The 19,050-nt window shown below is 42.5% G+C and carries 20 protein-coding genes and 3 pseudogenes; 8 read left to right on the plus strand and 15 right to left on the minus strand.

The features are described from left to right. Positions 1-23 precede the first annotated feature (23 nt). Positions 24-1,253 carry a site-specific integrase gene (locus FO447_RS12890; protein ID WP_200756685.1) on the minus strand — a complete coding sequence of 410 codons (1,230 nt, stop codon included), beginning with the start codon at positions 1,251-1,253 and terminating at the stop codon, positions 24-26. 290 nt (positions 1,254-1,543) lie between these two features. Between FO447_RS12890 and FO447_RS12895 the strand changes: the two are divergent. The 3 genes and pseudogenes from FO447_RS12895 to FO447_RS12905 form a co-directional block, all read left to right on the plus strand. Beyond that, positions 1,544-1,738, plus strand: a pseudogene (locus FO447_RS12895) (tyrosine-type recombinase/integrase); the annotation flags it as partial. 64 nt (positions 1,739-1,802) lie between these two features. Further along, a complete protein-coding gene (locus FO447_RS12900; RefSeq protein WP_200756687.1) occupies positions 1,803-3,014 on the plus strand; it encodes a site-specific integrase in 1,212 nt (403 codons plus the stop codon). Further along, complete coding sequence (locus FO447_RS12905) at positions 3,011-3,373, plus strand: hypothetical protein (protein WP_005942354.1); 363 nt, start codon at positions 3,011-3,013, stop codon at positions 3,371-3,373. The genes FO447_RS12900 and FO447_RS12905 overlap by 4 nt, the downstream gene beginning before the upstream one ends. Positions 3,374-3,605: 232 nt before the next feature. Here FO447_RS12905 and FO447_RS12910 read toward each other — a convergent pair whose 3' ends face one another. Continuing rightward, positions 3,606-3,914, minus strand: a complete 309-nt coding sequence (locus FO447_RS12910; RefSeq protein ID WP_008656558.1) for a helix-turn-helix domain-containing protein — start codon at positions 3,912-3,914, stop codon at positions 3,606-3,608. An 82-nt stretch (positions 3,915-3,996) separates the two neighbouring features. After that, positions 3,997-4,308, minus strand: coding sequence for a helix-turn-helix domain-containing protein (locus FO447_RS12915; RefSeq protein ID WP_200756689.1), 312 nt, complete (start codon positions 4,306-4,308; stop codon positions 3,997-3,999). Positions 4,309-4,705: 397 nt separating this feature from the next. Between FO447_RS12915 and FO447_RS12920 the strand changes: the two are divergent. From FO447_RS12920 to FO447_RS12935, 4 genes and pseudogenes are all read left to right on the plus strand, one after another. Further along, positions 4,706-5,189, plus strand: a pseudogene (locus FO447_RS12920) (DUF3408 domain-containing protein). A 184-nt stretch (positions 5,190-5,373) separates the two neighbouring features. Beyond that, positions 5,374-5,787, plus strand: coding sequence for a plasmid mobilization protein (locus FO447_RS12925; RefSeq protein WP_200756691.1), 414 nt, complete (start codon positions 5,374-5,376; stop codon positions 5,785-5,787). After that, entirely contained in the window at positions 5,784-6,734 is a 951-nt protein-coding gene (locus FO447_RS12930; RefSeq protein ID WP_200756692.1) for a relaxase/mobilization nuclease domain-containing protein, read from the plus strand. Before FO447_RS12925 ends, FO447_RS12930 begins: the two co-directional genes overlap by 4 nt. A 35-nt stretch (positions 6,735-6,769) precedes the next feature. After that, entirely contained in the window at positions 6,770-7,516 is a 747-nt protein-coding gene (locus FO447_RS12935) for a hypothetical protein (RefSeq protein ID WP_200756694.1), read from the plus strand. A 302-nt stretch (positions 7,517-7,818) separates the two neighbouring features. On the opposite strand, the gene FO447_RS12940 is transcribed toward FO447_RS12935, so the two are convergent. Together FO447_RS12940 and FO447_RS12945 are read right to left on the minus strand one after the other, a co-directional pair. Then, entirely contained in the window at positions 7,819-8,442 is a 624-nt protein-coding gene (locus FO447_RS12940; RefSeq protein WP_118192582.1) for an XAC2610-related protein, read from the minus strand. Positions 8,443-8,830: 388 nt separating this feature from the next. Beyond that, the gene (locus tag FO447_RS12945) at positions 8,831-9,523 is read right to left on the minus strand and encodes an XAC2610-related protein (RefSeq protein WP_200756696.1); all 693 of its coding nucleotides are present in this window, start codon (positions 9,521-9,523) and stop codon (positions 8,831-8,833) included. 108 nt (positions 9,524-9,631) lie between these two features. On the opposite strand from FO447_RS12945, the gene FO447_RS12950 reads away from it, so the two are divergent. Further along, complete coding sequence (locus FO447_RS12950) at positions 9,632-9,880, plus strand: hypothetical protein (RefSeq protein WP_200756698.1); 249 nt, start codon at positions 9,632-9,634, stop codon at positions 9,878-9,880. Positions 9,881-10,533: 653 nt separating this feature from the next. Here FO447_RS12950 and FO447_RS12955 read toward each other — a convergent pair. The 10 genes and pseudogenes from FO447_RS12955 to FO447_RS13000 all read right to left on the minus strand — a co-directional run bounded on the left by FO447_RS12955 (position 10,534) and on the right by FO447_RS13000 (position 19,024). Beyond that, entirely contained in the window at positions 10,534-10,845 is a 312-nt protein-coding gene (locus FO447_RS12955; RefSeq protein ID WP_200756700.1) for a hypothetical protein, read from the minus strand. 42 nt (positions 10,846-10,887) lie between these two features. Continuing rightward, the gene (locus tag FO447_RS12960) at positions 10,888-11,298 is read right to left on the minus strand and encodes a hypothetical protein (protein ID WP_178465208.1); all 411 of its coding nucleotides are present in this window, start codon (positions 11,296-11,298) and stop codon (positions 10,888-10,890) included. Between the two features lie 262 nt (positions 11,299-11,560). Beyond that, positions 11,561-11,977 (minus strand): DUF1016 N-terminal domain-containing protein, encoded by a 417-nt coding sequence (locus FO447_RS12965; RefSeq protein ID WP_238406106.1) that lies wholly within the window; start codon positions 11,975-11,977, stop codon positions 11,561-11,563. Between the two features lie 41 nt (positions 11,978-12,018). Next, positions 12,019-12,483, minus strand: coding sequence for a hypothetical protein (locus tag FO447_RS12970; RefSeq protein WP_153113742.1), 465 nt, complete (start codon positions 12,481-12,483; stop codon positions 12,019-12,021). A 16-nt stretch (positions 12,484-12,499) separates the two neighbouring features. Continuing rightward, positions 12,500-12,843, minus strand: a pseudogene (locus FO447_RS12975) (RHS repeat-associated core domain-containing protein); the annotation flags it as partial. Between the two features lie 1,712 nt (positions 12,844-14,555). Continuing rightward, the gene (locus FO447_RS12980) at positions 14,556-15,056 is read right to left on the minus strand and encodes a pyruvate ferredoxin oxidoreductase (protein ID WP_117695302.1); all 501 of its coding nucleotides are present in this window, start codon (positions 15,054-15,056) and stop codon (positions 14,556-14,558) included. After that, complete coding sequence (locus FO447_RS12985; protein ID WP_117695300.1) at positions 15,046-15,561, minus strand: RNA polymerase sigma factor; 516 nt, start codon at positions 15,559-15,561, stop codon at positions 15,046-15,048. The genes FO447_RS12980 and FO447_RS12985 overlap by 11 nt, the downstream gene beginning before the upstream one ends. A gap of 120 nt (positions 15,562-15,681) precedes the next feature. Beyond that, positions 15,682-16,452, minus strand: coding sequence for an acetylglutamate kinase (gene argB, locus FO447_RS12990; RefSeq protein WP_200756704.1), 771 nt, complete (start codon positions 16,450-16,452; stop codon positions 15,682-15,684). An 81-nt stretch (positions 16,453-16,533) separates the two neighbouring features. Further along, positions 16,534-18,426: a biosynthetic arginine decarboxylase gene (gene speA, locus FO447_RS12995; protein ID WP_117695298.1), complete on the minus strand. Its 1,893-nt coding sequence runs from the start codon at positions 18,424-18,426 to the stop codon at positions 16,534-16,536. Between the two features lie 70 nt (positions 18,427-18,496). Beyond that, positions 18,497-19,024, minus strand: coding sequence for a shikimate kinase (locus tag FO447_RS13000; RefSeq protein ID WP_006849199.1), 528 nt, complete (start codon positions 19,022-19,024; stop codon positions 18,497-18,499). Positions 19,025-19,050: the final 26 nt, after the last annotated feature.

Consider the following 19,050-nt stretch of genomic DNA (forward strand, 5'->3'; position numbering starts at 1 on the left):
TCCTTTCTTATTTTGTGAAAATATTACAGGACAAACTTGAAGTCTTTGTTGGCTTCGATGAACTTGTCCATATCCTCAAATAGCTTTTTCGGGGTGACACGTGCATAGATTTGCGTGGTCTGAATGTTGTTGTGACCAAGCATTCTGCTGATAGTCTCTATCGGAACACCTTCTTCGAGCGTAACGAGCGATGCGAAACTGTGCCGTCCAACATGATAGACCAAATCCATACTTATGCCAGATAGTACTCGGAGACTTTTCATGTTACCTCTCAGCACTCGAAATTCCTGTGGCGGTAAAAGAGTTGGTCTTGTCGGGTCTTTGTATTTCTCCAACATGGCAAGCGCCTCTGGCAGTAACTTCACACGTGCAAGCATCTTGTTCTTCTTTCTATGGTATTTCAGCCAAAGGCTGCCCTCCTCATCACGAAAGAGGTTTTCTTCCGTGATGGAAACCGTATCGGCATAAGCCGTGCCTGTATAGCAGGCGAAAAGGAAAAGGTCACGGGTCAAAGCCAACGATTTTCTTCGCTCTGGTATTTCGAGGTCACGAATTTTCAGGAAGTCCTCACGTGTCAATGCCTTTGGTGGATTCTCTTTCTTTTGAGGTAACTTGAAGTGCATGAAATGATAACGCTCGGAGTGTCCTGCCTTGAAAGCTATTCGGCAGGTCTTCTTCAATATGGCGAGATAGTGGCGGACTGTATCAAGTGCAAGACCTCTCTCGTCCAAGCAAAAGTCCATGTACTCACGGATAAACTGCTCGTCAAGCTCACCGAATGCCACATCGTCAGTTCCATAACGCTTCTTGACGAACAATCCCAATGTCAGGCGAGTGTACTGGTAGTTTGGCAGCGTGCCTTTCTTGTAGTCGATGCCGATTCTTGACTCAATGTCCGCAATGATGGCGTCAAGCTGCTTCAACAAGGTCATCTGAGTGTCTGCACTGCATTGAAACAGATCCTTTATCGCCTTTGCGTCAAAATCCGTCTTGCGCTCCACAAGTGACTCGTAGGCTGAGTTTATTGCCAGCAACTGCTTGTCAATCTTGGCGTTCACTTCCACAGCCTCCTTGCTCTTGCCGTCAAGTCTGCTCTCACGTGGATTCCATAACTTTGGCGTACATGACAACTTGCAACCGAACTGCGCCATTGTTCGGTTGAGGGTGATGCGTCCCATGATGGGAGCCTTACCGTTCTTGTCCAATCCGCTCTTTTTGAGGTAGAGCAGCACCTTGAATTTTTCAACTTTCATCTGCTTACTTTTTTAGTTTGCAAAAATAATCAATCAGTAAGCATTCTCTGTCATTGAAAGTTGTGCAGAACAGTGCAACAAACACTGGTGACAAACTATTTGTTTTTCACCTCGTTAGCAGTGTTGGTTTCGGTAACTGACCGCTAACGGTTTGGTAACTGAAATAACTCAATATCCTGCTCGGCTTTGCTTTGCAGCCAATTGGCAGAATTATGAAATATTGCTCATTCTCAACCACTTGCAGTTCATTTCTCCCATCTTTACTTTCCGTTGCTTTTGCTTAAATTGTGCATGTATCACGACACTCGTTCGCCAGCCTCATTACGCTGGAGGCAGGTGTGCCGATGGAGACCATCTGCAAGATGCTCGGTCACAAGGATGTGAAGATGACGCAGCGGTATGCGAGAGTAACCCAAAAGAAGCTGTTTGAGGACATGGACAAGTTCATCGCTGCAACCGAGAAGGACTTTATTCTCGCATTATGAACAAGGCTTTCAACTTTTCTTTTTACAGTTTCAACTACATTATTATATTATAAGGACAACAACTATGAGCAGAAGTACATTTTCAATTTTGCCTTACATCAACAGACAGAAGGTGAAGGCAGACGGAACAGCCAACATACTTTGCCGCATCACCGTTGACGGCAAAAGTGCAGCCATTTCCACAGGCATATCCTGTACACCACAGGAGTGGAACGCCAAGAAGGGAGAGGTACGGAATGCAAGGGACAACGGACGATTGGCAAGTTTCCTTGCTGAGGTCAAGGATAAATACAACTTACTTCTTACCACCAATGGCATCATCACCGTGGAAATGCTGAAGGCTGTGTTGAAGGACAAGGACACGACAGGAAGGTTCTTGCTGAACTTTGGTGATACCATCGTGGAATGGTATCGAACCTCAAAAGCCAGACAAACCTTTCTGCACAAGCGAACATGGCAGAAGAACCTGAGAGCCTTTGTCCATTCGTTGGATAAGGACGACATCGCCTTTGAGGACATAGACGAGAATTTCGGGGAGGAATACAAGCTATTCCTGAAACGAGACCAGGGACGCATCGACAGCTACGTGAACCATTGCCTTCTCTGGCTGAACATGTTGATGTACAAGGCAGTGGACAGGAGCATTATCCGCTTCAATCCCATAGCCAAGATAGGGTATGAGAAGAAGGCAGCCCCGAAGATGACCCATATCAGCAAGGCAGACTTCATCAAGATGCTCTCTACCCCGATGGCTGACGAGCGAACGGAGCTTGCACGCAGATGTTTCATTTTTGCCTCGCTCACCTCCTTATCCTATATAGATGTAAAGAAACTGTACCCTCACCATATCAGTGAGAACTCCGATGGTAGGAAGTTCATCCGCAAGGAAAGAGAGAAGACAGGCGTGGAGTTCTTCGTGCCGCTCCATCCGATAGCCGAGAAGATTCTTTCGCTCTACAATACCACGGACGACAGCAAGCCTGTTTTTCCACTGGGTGAGAAGAAAGACATCTATCTTGATGTGCATACCCTTGGAATGGTGCTTGGCATAAGTAATAAGTTGGGATTCCACGCCAGCCGCCATACATTCGGAGTCTTGATGCTCAACGAGGACATTCCCATCGGCAGCATAGCCAAGATGATGGGACACGCAGACATTACAAGCACACAGGTCTATGCGCAGGTGACGGAGCAGAAGATTTCAAATGACATGGATAAGCTTATTGCCAAGCGAGAAAGGAACAGATTATCGAACGAAAAAACTATTGGAAAATGAACAGAGGAGTTATAACTATCAGCGAGAGCGGAACGGTATCCATGCCGACCGATACTGTATGGATGACCATGCAGGAGATTGCCGACATGTATAATGTATTCGGCTGCTATGTGCGCAAGGCTGTCAAGGCTATATTCAAGGACGGCATTCTGAAAGAGCAGGGTGTACGCCGTCATGTCAGAAAGAACGACCGCATCAGCTATGATGTGTATAGCCTTGAACTCGTCATTGCGGTAGCCTTCCGTATTGACAGCATTGAGAGCAGAGCCTTTCGGGAGTTCATCATGCAGTCCGTCATCGGCAGACAGACAAGCCGCACTAAACTGGTCTGTATCTTTACAGAGAATGCAATGGCATAGAACAGCCATAAAGCAACGTTCCTTGGAGGCTTTGCGCCTCCAGCCACTTGGGCGAACCACCGCAGTGTGTTTTAGCATGGTATTAGATTTATATAGGTAACACAAATGATACCCGGCAAACACGAACAACTCGGTATAGCCAATAAAACGAGGCGACAACCTATAACAGCCACGCTCGGTAAGTTATACGTTGTCGCCTTGTTCATTTCACACACTCATCAAGGACATTCTCCTACACACCTTTCATTCTGTACGCCTCACGATAGTTAGCCATCAGAATCTTCTGAATATCGGACTCGCGGTAGAGTATCTTTCCGCCAAGCTGGATATACGGGATGACACCGTTGTTTCGGTAGTCCTGCAGGGTTCTTCGGCTCAGTTGCAGTCTGGCACAAAGCTCCTTGTCCGTCATGAAGCGCTCACCGTCAAGCATGGGGCGGTAGTTCATCACGGCACGTTCAAAGTTGTCAACCATTCGGTTGAGGTGGTTCACGATGTGGTTCATCCACTCGCTGTTTCTTGTCATTACTTCATTGCTCATAGTTGTCTCGTTTTATTGTTGATACTTACGTTACTCGGTTTACTTGCTGCTTTGGATTAAGTGGCTGTTGTATATTGACAGCCTAACCTGTGCGCTTGCGAAAGCGCATGTCCTTTTTCTTGTCCTCCACTACTGCTACGATAGCCATCACGTCCTCCGGCTTGTAGTAGGTCTTGTGGCTGATTTGCGTATAAGCCAAAGTTCCGTTGTCCCGAAGCGTCTGCACTGTCCGTGGGCAGATGTTGAGCGTCTGACACACGTCCTGCGTGTCGAGCCACTTGTTCATGGTCTTGTCCTCACTGTGCTCACGGATTCTGTCCATGCGCTTCACGAAGTTCTCCAACTGGGCATCAAGATAGTTGAATGCCTCTTCCTCGAATACGATGAATCCCATATTTTTCTTTTTTCTAAGTTAATACTATGTTATATGTCGCAAAGCTCCACGCATATGCTGTGCTCCACGCTTGTGAGTGCAAAGATAAGGCACGGCAATCTAAAAACAAGCGTTTTCAATTTCTGTGGCAGTATGTTGCCGGGGTTTGCCGACTTCAACGCCAAAAACAACAAGAAAAACTTGCACGACTGCAACGAATACATGAACAATGATGAGTTGAGAAATACGTTGAAGTTCTCACAACTATCTCGGTATGCAAATAAGCAAGCCACAACTAAATTGCCACGTTACACCCAATCAGTTGCATGGCTGCACTCAGTACACTTACTTTGCACCCGACAATCGGTCAATGGTGCAAACCGTGACCACTATACTAACAAATAAAACAGCATAAGCTATGGCAAGAACAAAAGATGCAGTCTTGGCTCCTGGGCAAAAGGAGCTGATGGAAAAAGAGTATGTTGGATTTTGTTAAACCATCTGCGTATGGCAACAAAGCCAATCCAAGTAGTTGTAATTCTCTCTATGATGATGTAGAGAACCCAGAGTTGAGAGCAATTGTAGAGAAAGTTGCTGCAACAACTCCCTATAGAGAGGAAACATCAACGAACGAGGCTCAATCGCCACCGAATCCGCAGAAGCGCATCAGTGGCAAGCAGCGCAAGGCGACATTGGAGGAGTATCAGCAGACCTTCCTCCAAGTTCCAAGGATTGACGACCGCAAGCCAGTCTTCGTCAGTTCCGATGTACGAGACCGTCTTGATCGTATCGTCCGCATCCTCGGAGGGAGACGCATGAGCGTATCGGGCATCATCGAGAACATCGTGCGCCACCACCTAAGCCTTTATGAAGAGGACTTCGAGGCTTGGCGCAAATTGTGAGAATTAAGGTCTGCGACCTTGGACGTGGATAGATGAAAGGCTGTAGTTCCAACTAACGTGTTCTGAGAGGGAGCGAGGTTATGTTTTGGGAACCCCAAAACGCCTCGCTCCACCATGAGGGCGGAGAAATTTTGCTCCCGACGGTCGCAAAAAGTGAGTGTACCAACTGTAAACAGTGTATCGAATGACAAACGTACAGGAACAAGACAAGAGAAAGGGCGGAAGACCGCCCACGGGCAGGGTTCGCAAGCTGTCGAAGTCTGTCACGGTGAAGTTCTCGAAACCAAGCTACGAGGCATTGAGACTGAGGGCGAGAAAAGCCAACCGTAAGTTGGCGGAGTACATCCGTGAGTCCGCCTTGAACGGCGAGGTGGTCAGTGGACACAACACTGAGACGGTAGCCATCGCCAAGAATCTCATTGGCATGGCGAACAATCTCAACCAACTTACCAAGCTGTCGCATCAGAGAGGTTTCCATGAAACCCATGTATATGTGGTGGACTTGTTGAGAAGATTGAAATCCATCCTTGGCGAGTATCGCCAAGCAAGTTATAAACCGAAGCCAAGCAGTATGGGCAGAAAGGAGGATACCACATGATAGGCAAGCTAAAGAAGGGCAGCTCATTTGGTGGTTGCATCCGCTATGTTACAGGCAAGGACGAGGCGAAAATCATCGCCTCGGATGGTGTGTTACTCGGCACGAATGCCGAGATAATGCAAAGTTTCGAGCTACAGAGGCAGCTAAATCCAAGGATTAAGAAGCCTGTGGGACACATTGCATTGAGCTTCAAACCCGAGGACAAGCCACGTTTGACGGATGAGTTCATGGCTAAGATAACCCTTGAATACATGCAGATGATGGGCATCACCGATACCCAATTCATCATCGTAAGGCATCACAATACGGACAATCCACATTGTCATATCGTGTATAACCGCATCAATAACGAGGGCAAACTCATATCAGACAGGAATGATTACAGGCGTAATGAGCAGGTGACCAAGAGTCTAAAATCCAAGTATGGGCTGACTTACGGAACGGACAAAAGCAAGACAAATACTCGCAAGTTACGCAATGCTGAGCGTGCCAAATACGAGATTCACAATGTTGTCAAGGATGTCTTGAAAACCGCAGGTAGTTGGCAGAAGTTCAAGAATGAACTTGCAAAGCGAGGTGTTCTCTTGGAGTTTGTCTATAAGGACAAGGAGCAAATCAAGGTTCAAGGCATCCGTTTCTGCAAGGATGGATATAGCTTCAAGGGTACGCAGATTAGCCGAGACTATAGCTTTGGCAAACTGAATGCAAGATTTGAGGGAACGGAGAACCATGTATCAGCAAGAGCCATTTCTACTCAACAATATGAGCAAGGTAGTTTCAAGGACGAGCTGTTGCCATTCATGTCGGAGAGCAGCCAGAACCCATGGAATGGTATTTCTTCCATAGGACTTTTTGCTTCTGCCAATGCACAGACCTTTGAGCAATTCCCAGAGGATGAATCATCCAAGAAGAAAAAGAAGAAACGCAGAAGAGGCTTTAGCCTTTGATGCAAGTTACAAACCATTCAAACAACAAAAGAAAGATGAAAGAAGAACTATTGGAAGCCATCTACGGCACAGTTGAGAGATTGGAGCAGAAAGTTGATGAACTTTCTGTCTCCACAAAGAACGCAGGAGCGGAAACCGTTCCTGCAAGTAATGACATAACCAAGTTGGATAAGTCAATCAATGCGATGTTTATCAAAGAAGAGGAAGTCAGAGGTAAAATATCCAAATTAAGAGATGCCATTATCGTTTTTGCTGACCTTATCAAGGTTGAACTTGGCAAAAATGAGCAGCGAAGCAAGTTCTTGGTTGATGCAGTCAAGCAGATGAGACAAGAGAATGATGTTTCCTCAAAGACATTGCAAGATAAACTTGAAGTGATGAACAATTCACCTCAGAAGAAACTTGTCACCCATCGCTTCGAGCCTACATCAAAGTATGTTCTTCTTTTCATTGGCGGCTTGGCTCTATCTCTCGTTCTCTCCATTTGGGGCAACCTCACCCAATGGCGAGAGCACCAAGATTGGGAGGAGGCAGACTTGAAATATCGTGCTTTGAAGATGGTTCTTCCATCTAACGATCCAAATGTTCGATACATCGAAAAGAACTTTTCTGTATGCCCAAATAAAGAAGTTATTGAGAAAGTGAGAACTCATGTAAATATTTACGAGGACTCAATTCGCTATCATAACGAAATGATACAGATGGCAGCAATTAAAGATAGCATTGCTAATAGCCTATTTAAAGAGGTGAATGAAATTAAAAAGAAAATTAATCAGAAATAATAGATAACGACCATCTGGTACAAGCGCATTCTTCGTTTCGAATCGGGTAGGAGGTAAATGCTAATCATAAAAGGCAGTTGCTTCCTATTTTCACATTTACCGACCTCCCACACCAGGCTTATTAGGGACTTGCACCCATTAGATAAGCTCATGCCGAGCAATCGAGTAGGAGGAAAACGAAGCAGTTTTCTTCCTGCTCGATTCACTTGTTGCGTCTGTTTTTTGAATCCATGCCTTTAGAGAAAGCACGAAGTTGTTGCTTCCCAAGGAGGCCATGAAGTGGTGATGAACGGAGAATAACACTATTCACTCTCTCTCGGAGGGTGTGACAGAAGTTCTTTTTGTACAAACACTCCTTTCTCGAACTTCCATTTTCCAAACTCATAATCAACGGCAGAACCACGGCTGAAAGATTCAATAATCTTTTCTTTTTCGTTAAGCGTAGGATTGGGAATATCATGGAATGATGGAACAAACAAGAACTTCTGCTTGACTTCATTCCAGACATAAGCATCCCAATATTCCACACCTTGATTTCCGAATTGTCCCAAATATACCAACAGATCTTTATTGCCATCAAACGTCACATCAGCCATCAGACAGCTATCCTTCCGGCCACCATTTGGGTCAAAAGTATCGTCCTTTGGATAAGAGAAAGGTATAATTTGTACAGTTTTCTCCCCTCGCATAATAAATACTTCAAAATCGAAATCCTTGGACTTGGGAGATTGTGTTCTTATAACAGCGTTAAGCGTATCTTCCGATGCAATATCTTGCTTGGTAAAGACCTTGCCCGAAATCACACTATCGGTGTCAATAGACATGCTGTCTTTGGTAGGGTTTCCCTGCCCCACCTTACTTTCCTTGCAACCGAAGATCAACATCAAAGAAAGTATTACTAATGTACTATCGATAATTCTTTTCATTGTCTTTAAATATTTTGATCATTTCATTGCGTTATTTTTTATTATTGTATGCAAAGGTAGTGCTTTTAGCCTTTAAGCCACTATCACACAACCCCTTTCTTTGAAAAGAACGTAAAATCAATAGTATTATTGCGATGATTGTACTTTTATTAATCGTTTCACTCGTTGTACGGTATTTACCCCTTAAACGGATGATTTCCCGACAACAGGAGTCAATAACATTACAATAAGTCCACAAAAGGAAGAACAGATATATGATTTGTCTGGGAAAAAGGTAATATCTACAACTCATTAAAAAGAAAAAATTAGAAAGGAATTATGGAAAGCGATATTTGCCCATAATTCCTTTTTATTTTTATATGACCCCACCAACTCCAATTGGATATAATCAAAACGGTACGACCGGTTTCCAGAAATCGCTAATTTGATTTAGTTTCAAGTTTCTCTTCCAAACATTAGCTTTAATAAAATGCTCTTCATAAACAGCCCTGTCTCGCTCTGGATAAATGTTCCCTTTCCAATATTGTCTCAATTCGGCAACCTTAATGAGATGTCCATTGGTGCATACATATTTTGCATATTCGTTCTCTGCGGAAGAAACATACACTCTTGAAAGAATACACTTGTATTTGTCGCTGATTTGGGGGTTTGGAATATCTTTGAATTCTTCAATTTTGTCATAATGCTCAGTATTAGGATTCCAAACACATGCATCAAAATGTTCAGTGCCAGAAGCACCAAAGCTACCCAAATAAAACAGCACATCTTCTTTTATACCGTCAAAATTCAAGTCAGTCAACAGACAACTATCAATACGTTCTTCATTTGGTACAAGATCATCATCTTCAGGATATTTGTATCCGAAGCGATGAATGGTCTTGTCGCCACGTTTTATAATCACTCCATAATCAACATCGTCAACCTCATGCTCTATCATAAGGCTTAGAGTGTCGTCATTACTTCTCATAGAAGAATCAGAAGTTGCTTCTTTCTGTGGAACACATTTCGTTTTATTCTTATAGCATCCCCATACTACAAGAAAACTACAAAAAATGAGTAGAATAAAAACTATCTTTTTCATACTTCTTTTTATTTTTATTTTTATTGCGACAAAGATACAGAATTTCTTTTTATTTTCTGCAAAAATTAGCAATTTTCTTACTCCACCAATAGCAATTGGATATAAATCGTGCTGTGGGAACTTCTCGCAGCCGATATAGAGCGTTTCGAAGGCATCGGTGCCGTCGGTACGGTGTTCGAGAAGGTATTTGTTCTCACCAAAAAGGTGCAGATGAAGCGAAGCGTAACAGGAGATGATGCCGATGGCTGCTGCCCACAAAGGAAAAGCCCTTGTCCTACGTTGGTTGGGCGCAAGACAAATGCTTTATCTATTAAGGTGGATTCGGATGGAGTCCACGTTAATATGTTCATTCAGTGAATCATTAGCATGTAATTTACCAAAAGGGTCAGTATAATAATATTTGAAAATATTTACTCTGGCGCCCATTCCAGTATGTGATACTATATATTGTGTATTTGGCAATAATTTTATGAATGAAGGGTCGAGATTATATTCTCGTGTGTATGAAGAAGATTCAATTACTTTAAATTTATTTGGAATCTTCCTTTCTAAATAAATGGTGTCAACTTCCTTGCATGGTTTCGGGTTTCGTAGGAAAAAGTCATAAGAATATGCTTTGCTAAGGCTGTCCCATGGCTCAATGGAAAAATACAGCATTTGGTTGATGTAAAAAACTTGTTCTTTTTCAGATAGTTCAAAATCATGATTGTCACAAGAGCACATCAAGAACAAACACATTGCAAATGTTATAATATACTTCATATTGAAAACTTTAATGAAAACTACATATTGACCTTTCTGATAAGTTCACTAACAACATTTTATAGTCCTTATTGTTGCCATTGAGAGGATTAACAACATGATTTTTAGGATTATCTGCAAATGCGTTGGTCGTATTTATTTCATATTTTGTAGTTCTATATGCATACAGATTCGCGAATACAAAAAGATGCATATTTTCTTTATAGCATAAGTATTGTCTAAAATAACAATCTATTGTATTGTTTTTATTAGAATAATGATTTTTTATCTTTGTCTTCAAGATATTTCGCAACAAGAGTTTCTACATTATATATGCAATCTTTTGTCATTTGCATATATTCCTGTTTGTTCGTTAGAACTTTTTTCCCATTTGCAAATTGAGCATTAGACGATAAAACATGAATTTTGGAATCATTACTGCAATCTTTCGCCCATTTCTTCTCAATTATTGTTGAGTTTGTATTTTGCTCTTTTCTTTCACCTTTACAGGCATACAAACAGAACAAAATTATTACTATGAAATACTTTTGCCACATATAGTAAAATTTCTGATTGAACATTCAACTTTTCTTTTCAAGGATTCTAAGATTAAGTTTTTATAGTCAATATTTGACTGCTTTTAAAATTTTCCCATTGCGATTTGTCCAAGCCTTAATACGACATTCCACAGCACCCAAGCCTGTGGATGAAATTGTATAGGTGGAGTTCGCTTTTAGTTTTATCTTTCTTTCAGATGATGGTATTCCACCACGACTAACAATATATCCATTTGGAATATAGTTGTTCAAATCAATTTTTGTAGGAGGTACACATAATGAATCTTGCCATATCAAAAATAATGCGCCTTCGTATGATTTTCCATTTGGAAGAACGGAGTCATTTTCAAAACATAAGTCATAAAAATAGCCATTACTGATATGGAGAGATTGTTTGTAGGTGTCGAAATCGAAATCAATCGTTCTTCTACAACCACAAATAAGAAAAGCGAGAAGGCAAATCACGAATTTCTTCATTTTTTATTATTTAGTTTAACCTTACAAAGTTACACCATAAAAAACGGCAATTTCCTAGTTTTATTGCAAGGTTTACTTGGATTTTCTGCCAATCCTGTCCGATTTTAACATTTAAATGGCGGTTATTGCTGTATATAAAAGTATAGAAACTGCAGTTTCGCCATCTAAAGCCCCTAACATCCATTGTGACAGATACGAAAAAGGAGTAAGAACTTTATTACCTTACTCCTTAATACGCATTTTATATAATGTGAATACACATTTACAACGATTTGCAATATAAATCTTTCATCTTATCCAAATCAGGCAAAGCCTTCTGTAATTCTTCAGGCATATCCTGTTTGGTTTTTATACGTAAGTCTGCTGACTCTATAGGTCTGTTAATACAAAGGAGTGTCTTTTCTCCTATTTCAACACCTTCTTCTATCTTATTTTCAAGCTGTTGTAATTGGTTCGCCAATGGCGAACCAATTGAAAGGCATTGCCATTCCTCATAGAGGATACGCATTTTCTTCAAGTTGCCTGAAGAAAAGCCTCTTAATCCTGGTAATTCACGCTGCAATCTCTCACTAATACTATCAAGAGCTTTTGCGCCCCAATGTGCTTGCTGTAAATTGATAGACACATAACGCCCTATACTTATATACAGGCGAAGAAATAGAAATCCGTGGATAAACAATAATCCACGGATTTCTATTCTTTGTCAATTCAATGAATTTCTTATATTCCATTGAAACCAGTAAGGGTCTCGTCTTTTTTTATTTCATACAAATACGTGTACCCTGTTGGAATATTATAATTTATAAATACACATTTTTTCTTATGTCTTATAGCCTTTGCGTAACTCGGAGATTTATCGTCAAATAATGTAGTCTTAAAACTATAGTACATTTTTTTTATTGGTGCGCCAAACACAAAGAGATATGTATGATTGTTAAAATCAAGTTTATTTGTATCAATAATGGCTTCTACTTTTATTGCATTGTTAATTAATTTCATATTTGACAAAAACTCTTCTTTTGTATTTGCAAATTTATAAGCATCTGGATAAAATGGAGTTTTAGGTATCGGAAGCTTGTAACAAGCACTATACTTAATATAATGCTTGTTACAAATAATAAAAGATAGTCCAAAGACTATTACTACAAAACATAATTTCATATAAAGCATCCTATCTTTTGCCATTTCTCTCTCTTCTTAATGGATTATTTGAAATGTTATTGCGTTCCTCAACGAAAACCTCACCGAAAGGTACATACTCAATATGCTGCACCACCTCGCCGTTAAGGTTGGTGATGTAACTACTGCTACCCAAATGGTCTGGGTGGTAGTAGAACTGCATCTTCTCGTATGCGTCGCCCTCTTGGAAGTTATTCTTTGCAGCTCTCGACAAAGCTCGTGCCTGCGCAGCTTCCAAGCTGCCGTCATTGCAGCAGAAGCCTCGCCATCGACATAATCGTTGTTGTCCTCGCCATTGTACGGCACTGCAAAGGTTGCATAATTATCCTTGATAACCTGCAACTGTAGAACATATTTTTGCTTATATCATGATAATATCACCATTATCCCATAGAACATAAAACCAATACCGCAATAGTAGCCCTTAAGAACATAAGGATGAGGAATTGTTATTTTGAAATAAGTCCTATTAACAGGACTCTTTTTCTGTTCCATATATGTATCAATGAATATTTCTATACCAAATAATATTGCACAAAATGCATGACAGATGTAATAAAAAAAACTTATCACACCTAAGAACAGTCCTATCAATGAAGCTATTCCATATATATATGTGGAAAAACTTTTTTTACTCCTATTTCTGTATAAATATATAAGTATCCATACACTACTCAAGAGCGTTATGCAATTAATAAATATTATGCACCATAGAGGTATCGTATCCATTATTTATTATCTTTTGTATTATTATTTTTAGAGTCCTTTTCTTCTATTACCTTATCGGTGATTTTTTCAGCTCCAGAGATTTAAATTGGCGACTTTGATCTATCATGCGCTGTCAATTTGGAGTGTTTGAAAAATATAAAAACGTATGCCTCTGCCGCGCAGGGAGAGACCAGTGAGAGAGAACGGACTGTTACTACGGAGAAGAATTGTGATATAGGCTTGCTCCGTAAAGTCCTATTGTCACGTGGCAGGCCAATAGGCTTTACCACCAAACTAATGCTGCAAATATACAAAAATAATCTTAATAAACGGATATAATCTTTAAGAAATTTGCTGATTTGGTGTTTTTTTTCTTATGATTTTGGTCGATTTTGCAGAAATCTTTTACATCTGTTGTATGTACTGGAGTTAGTTTGGCAAAAATACACAAATGGTCACGGCTTCACTTTCTTATATAAGAATGTAAATCATGGTTTGAAACTGTACACACTCGGAGTACAAACGAAAACAAGATATGCTTGTGTCGAAAAGGTATATATGAGCTGATGGTAGAGTCGTCATCAACAACAATGGCCCTTATTTGATAAACTCAGCAGGAATACTTGCTATTCATTTTATGATGGGGTTATGTTCACAAGTTTGAGATTTCATGTAAAAAAGTCCTAATTTCTATGTTTCTCTTCTTGCAAATTATGGGATATTAAGAAAAATATCGTATCTTTGTCCCCGAATTGAGGCGTTCTTTGCATATTGCAAAATACAGAAACGAGCAGAAGTCCGCTCGTTTCCATATTGTTACCTATATAATATAGGCAAACGCCCAACTTCTTGATTTTCAATCAAAGTCCAATTTAGAGCGAGTTAGTATTTTTAACAAAAGGGACAAAGGGTTAACAGGTTAACAGTTAACAGCTGTTTTTTGCATCCTCCCCCTCTCCCATACCTTATATTATATATAAATATATATACTTATTATTATATGTGAGTGGGGGGAAAGTAGGCATTTTGGGCTGTTAACTGTTAACTCTGTTAACCCCCATTAGGGAAAATAGCCTTTCAGATGCTTCTTGATAATAGGTTAAGTGGCTTATATTAAGCCTAGTAAGAGTCATCAATGATGACCGGAAGGAGGCTTAAATGAAGCCTCGCAGTGGCGATAAATTGAGCCACTTGTGTATCCTTTATCATACGCTTGTGTACAAAAATATAAAATAAGTAAGGGCTGCCAGTACATCCTGGCAGCCCTATTACGTTAGTATGTTATGAAAAATTTGAGAGAATTGAAACTTCACAGCTTCAGAATTGTTTTACTAAACATGATTTTTTTATAGAGAAAGCATAGAAATAATCTACTTTAATAACGTTGGAGACGTTGTTGGAGTGCTTACCTGATCGATGCCTGTGCGTTGCATAGAATCAACCGAAGCAGAATCTCCCATGGCTACGGACACGCCCTTGCCACTCTTGATGTATCCTACGTTTTCAACAGAATCATTGCCATTGTTCTGGAAAGGAACCTGAACTGCATTGCCCAATGTCAGGATGATAGCTACCACGGCAGCAGCCTTGAAGAGAGGCTTCAGGCGCTCTGTCAATGAAACGACCTTTGCCTTGTTAGGCTTCTTGGTGTATTCATCCTCAATCATCGCCATCATCTTCTGGTCGAAGTCATCACCCAGTGCCTCTTGCTTAGCCTCGCCCATCTCGTAAGAGAAGAGCGCTTGGTATGGCTTCAGCTCGGCAGGCAACTCGTCCTGGCTGAAGAATGCACGGAGAATCTCCTCTTCTTCGAGAGAAGTCTCGCCCTTCCAGTAGCGATCCAAAAGTTGGTTGATGTACTTATAATCCATATCTGTCGAATTGTTGAAATCTTTGTTTGACTGTTTGACGAGCCCTGAAGATGTTCACCTTGACCTGGTCTTCCGTGATGCTGAGGATGTCTGCTATTTCCTTGTAGGACTTTCCTTCGATGTCTCGAAGCTGCAGACAGCTGCGCTGCTTTTCAGGCAACTCGTCGATAATATTCCTTACGATGTCCAGTTTGTCTTTCTGAATCATCCTTTCTGAGGGGGTAGAAGTGTTTTCGTCTAACCTTTCTGTATTCTGCTCTTCCAGCGAATCATTCTGATTTTCCATCTTCTTGATGCGGTCGAGCGAGAGGTTGCGAGCGATGGTGAGGCTGTATGCCTCGATGGAGTCAAGTTCCTGCCATCTGTCGCGGGCGTTCCAGACTTTAATCAGCGTATCCTGCACAACGTCTTCCGCTTCCTCCCGGTTGAGAGTAATGCGAAGGGCCAGTCTGAAGAGTTTGTTCTTCAGCGGCAAAACATCGTTTTGGAAACTGATTTCTTTCATCCCTCTATAATTAATGACGACTATGTTATAAGAAAGTTACAACCAATCTTGATTTATTTCTATTTTTAACTCTTGTTAAGAAAAAAGGTGATGAATTCTTCACTCTTCACTCTTCGTTCTTCACTTAATCACTGTTCCGTGCTTTCCGTCGATGGCGGTAGCAAGGGTGATAATCACCTCTTTCACACCAGCATCAATGGCTGCAAGGGCATTCTCCAACTTAGGAATCATGCCGCCTGCTACGGTACCATCTGCTTTGTATCTCTCAAAATCGGCACGGGTAATCACTGGAATCACGCTGTCGTCATTCTCAGGATTACTGAGCACGCCTTTCTTTTCAAAACTATATATCAATGTCACATCGTAGTAAGGAGCCAGAGCCTTGGCAGTCTCGCTGGCTATGGTGTCGGCATTGGTGTTGAGGATGTTGCCCTTGCCGTCATGGGTCAATGGAGCCATCACTGGAGTAATGCCTTCATTAATCAGGGTTTGGAGCATCTTGCCGTTGGCACGTTCTACATCGCCCACGTATCCGAAGTCGATACCGTCCTTCAACGGACGCTTGTGACTGTGGATTACGTCCATATCAGCACCGGTCAGACCGAGAGCATTCACGCCGTTAGCCTGGAGCTTGGCAACCAGGTTCTTGTTGACCAGACCGCCATAAACCATTGTTACCACTTCCAGCATGTCTGCATCGGTGATGCGGCGGCCGTTCACCATCTTGCTCTCGATGCCGAGGGCTGCGGCTACCTTAGTGGCACGGCGGCCACCGCCATGTACCAATACTTTCTTGCCGGGAATGGCTGCGAAATCCTTCAAGAGCTGTGCCAGCTGCTCGCTGTCTTCAACGATGGCACCGCCTACCTTTACTACTGTTACTTTTTCCATCTTTAAGTTTAGTTTATAGTTTATAGTTAATAGTTTATAGGGCAATCTTGCTGTAAACTATTAACTATCAACTGTTAATTCTTACTGAAGATAAGTGTATCCGAAGAGACCATTGCGATAGGTGCCCAAGAATTCCTTGCCCTCATCTAGCGAAATCTTGCCTTCCTTCACACTCTTGGTTACCCACTGCTCCAACTGGCGGACGAGCTTCTTCGGATTGTACTGTACGTAATCCAATACCTCCTCTACGGTCTCGCCGTCGAATATCTGGTCGATGCAATATTTGCCGTCCTTTACAGAGATGTGGGCAGCATTGGTGTCGCCGAAGAGATTGTGCATGTCGCCCAGAATCTCCTGGTAGGCACCTACGAGGAACACACCGAGATAGTATGGCTCGTTCTTCTTCAATGGATGAAGAGGAAGAACGTTACCTATATGACCGTCGGTAACGAAGTTGGCAATCTTTCCGTCGCTGTCGCAGGTGATGTCCTGCAAGGTAGCGTTGCGGGTAGGACGCTCGTTCAGACGCTGGATAGGCATGATAGGGAAGAGCTGGTCGATAGCCCAACTGTCTGGCAGGCTCTGGAACAGAGAGAAGTTGCAGAAATACTTGTCGGCAAGAATCTTGTCCAGACCTCTGAGCTCTTCTGGTACATGCTTCATGTGCTTGGCAAGATTGTTGATCTCGTGGCACACGCTCCAGTACATTGCCTCAATCTCTGCACGGGTCTTCAGATCTACGATGCCGTGAGAGAAGAGCTGCAATGCCTCTTCGCGAATCTGCTCGGCATCATGCCAGTCTTCCAGCATGTTGCGAGGATTCAGGTTGTCCCATATCTCATAAAGATCCTTCACCAGCTGGTGGTCGGTCTCCTTCGCCTCAAACTCCTCAGGCATCTCTGGCAGGGAAGCGGTCTCCAAGACATCGATAACCAAGACTGAGTGATGGGCAGAGAGCGAGCGGCCGCTCTCGGTGATGAGGTTAGGGTGCTCGATATTGCTCTTGTTGGCTGCATCTACGAATGTATAGACACAGTCGTTTACATACTCCTGGATAGAGTAGTTTACGGAGCTCTCGCTGCTGGAAGAGCGGGTGCCGTCGTAATCTACACCGAGTCCGCCACCGCAATCTACGAAATCTACATTGTAACCCATCTTGTGGAGGCTAATATAGAACTGGGCTGCCTCACGGAGAGCTGTCTGGATGCGGCGAATCTTGGTAATCTGACTTCCGATATGGAAGTGGATAAGGCGCAGACAGTCGTGGAATCCCATCTCGTCTATCTTCTTGAGGGCTGTGAGCAGTTCTGCGCTGGTCAAGCCGAACTTAGATGCATCGCCGCCGCTTTCAGCCCATTTGCCTGAGCCTGAAGAAGCCAGTTTGATGCGGATACCGATGTTTGGCTTTACGTTGAGCTTTTTGGCTACCTTTTCGATGATATCCAGCTCATTGAGCTTTTCTACTACGATAAAGATGCGCTTGCCCATCTTCTGAGCCAGCAAGGCAAGTTCGATGTAGCTCTCGTCTTTGTAACCGTTACAGATGATGAGCGAGTCGCTCTGTGCCTGTACGGCGATGACGGCGTGGAGTTCAGGCTTGGAGCCAGCCTCCAGTCCGAGGTTGAACTTCTTGCCGTGAGAGATAATCTCCTCAACGACCGGCTGCATCTGGTTCACCTTAATAGGATAGATGACAAAGTTTTCTCCCTTGTATCCATACTCTTCCTTTGCCTTTTGAAAACAGCTGGCTGTCTTCTCGATGCGGTTGTCGAGGATGTCTGGGAAACGGAGCAGTACGGGAGCGTTGATGTCGCGTAATGCCAACTCGTCCATGATGTCGCGCAGGTCTATCTGCGTGTTGTCCTTGCATGGAGTTACATAGACATCACCCTTGTCGTTGATGCCAAAGTAAGAAGTACCCCAACCACAGATGTTGTAGAGCTCCTTCGAGTCTTCAATAGTCCATTTCTTCATTTTCTAATCTTGCTTGCTGGAAATCAGTTTTGTTTGTTACCTTTATTATATATTACTTTATTAGATACGGCTATATGTTCAGCAGGTCTCTGATCTGCTGAACAATAGCGTTGATTTTATCATAATTGTCCATCACGTTGATATCGATGATGTGTTTTGCCTTCTCGTAGTAAGGCTCGCGAAGTTTCAGCTGCTCATGGATAAACTTGTCTACCTCTTCCGGTGTTTTGTTGAGCAGCAGAGGGCGTACGCCTTTGCCCATCTTCAGATGAGCGTGAAGGGTTTCTGGAGATGCCTTCAGGTAAAACGTTTCGCCAAGTTGGTTCATGTAGTCCATATTGTCGAAGAAACATGGTGTTCCTCCTCCGCAACTTACCACTACATTTTCAAACTCTGCCACTTCGTGTAGCATATTGTGCTCTATCTTGCGAAATCCCTCTTCTCCAACTTCGTCGAAGATCTGTTTAACGGTCTTGCGCATTCGGCTCTCGATATACCAGTCGAGATCGTAGAACATAACGCCAAGGTCTTTGGCGAGGGCTTTGCCGACTGTTGTCTTGCCGGCGCCCATGTATCCTATGATGATGATTGACTTCATTTTCTTCTGTTTCTATGACAATGAGG

The organism is Segatella copri (assembly GCF_015074785.1).
GTDB lineage: Bacteria > Bacteroidota > Bacteroidia > Bacteroidales > Bacteroidaceae > Prevotella.

Excerpts from the sequence above, each read along its gene's own strand:
- FO447_RS12890 (WP_200756685.1), bottom strand. The coding sequence starts at position 1,253 with ATGAAAGTTGAAAAATTCAAGGTGCTGCTCTACCTCAAAAAGAGCGGA.
- FO447_RS12900 (WP_200756687.1), top strand. The coding sequence starts at position 1,803 with ATGAGCAGAAGTACATTTTCAATTTTGCCTTACATCAACAGACAGAAG.
- FO447_RS12905 (WP_005942354.1), top strand. The coding sequence starts at position 3,011 with ATGAACAGAGGAGTTATAACTATCAGCGAGAGCGGAACGGTATCCATG.
- FO447_RS12910 (WP_008656558.1), bottom strand. The coding sequence starts at position 3,914 with ATGAGCAATGAAGTAATGACAAGAAACAGCGAGTGGATGAACCACATC.
- FO447_RS12915 (WP_200756689.1), bottom strand. The coding sequence starts at position 4,308 with ATGGGATTCATCGTATTCGAGGAAGAGGCATTCAACTATCTTGATGCC.
- FO447_RS12925 (WP_200756691.1), top strand. The coding sequence starts at position 5,374 with ATGACAAACGTACAGGAACAAGACAAGAGAAAGGGCGGAAGACCGCCC.
- FO447_RS12930 (WP_200756692.1), top strand. The coding sequence starts at position 5,784 with ATGATAGGCAAGCTAAAGAAGGGCAGCTCATTTGGTGGTTGCATCCGC.
- FO447_RS12935 (WP_200756694.1), top strand. The coding sequence starts at position 6,770 with ATGAAAGAAGAACTATTGGAAGCCATCTACGGCACAGTTGAGAGATTG.
- FO447_RS12940 (WP_118192582.1), bottom strand. The coding sequence starts at position 8,442 with ATGAAAAGAATTATCGATAGTACATTAGTAATACTTTCTTTGATGTTG.
- FO447_RS12945 (WP_200756696.1), bottom strand. The coding sequence starts at position 9,523 with ATGAAAAAGATAGTTTTTATTCTACTCATTTTTTGTAGTTTTCTTGTA.
- FO447_RS12955 (WP_200756700.1), bottom strand. The coding sequence starts at position 10,845 with ATGTTCAATCAGAAATTTTACTATATGTGGCAAAAGTATTTCATAGTA.
- FO447_RS12960 (WP_178465208.1), bottom strand. The coding sequence starts at position 11,298 with ATGAAGAAATTCGTGATTTGCCTTCTCGCTTTTCTTATTTGTGGTTGT.
- FO447_RS12970 (WP_153113742.1), bottom strand. The coding sequence starts at position 12,483 with ATGGCAAAAGATAGGATGCTTTATATGAAATTATGTTTTGTAGTAATA.
- FO447_RS12980 (WP_117695302.1), bottom strand. The coding sequence starts at position 15,056 with ATGGATTATAAGTACATCAACCAACTTTTGGATCGCTACTGGAAGGGC.
- FO447_RS12985 (WP_117695300.1), bottom strand. The coding sequence starts at position 15,561 with ATGAAAGAAATCAGTTTCCAAAACGATGTTTTGCCGCTGAAGAACAAA.
- argB (WP_200756704.1), bottom strand. The coding sequence starts at position 16,452 with ATGGAAAAAGTAACAGTAGTAAAGGTAGGCGGTGCCATCGTTGAAGAC.
- speA (WP_117695298.1), bottom strand. The coding sequence starts at position 18,426 with ATGAAGAAATGGACTATTGAAGACTCGAAGGAGCTCTACAACATCTGT.
- FO447_RS13000 (WP_006849199.1), bottom strand. The coding sequence starts at position 19,024 with ATGAAGTCAATCATCATCATAGGATACATGGGCGCCGGCAAGACAACA.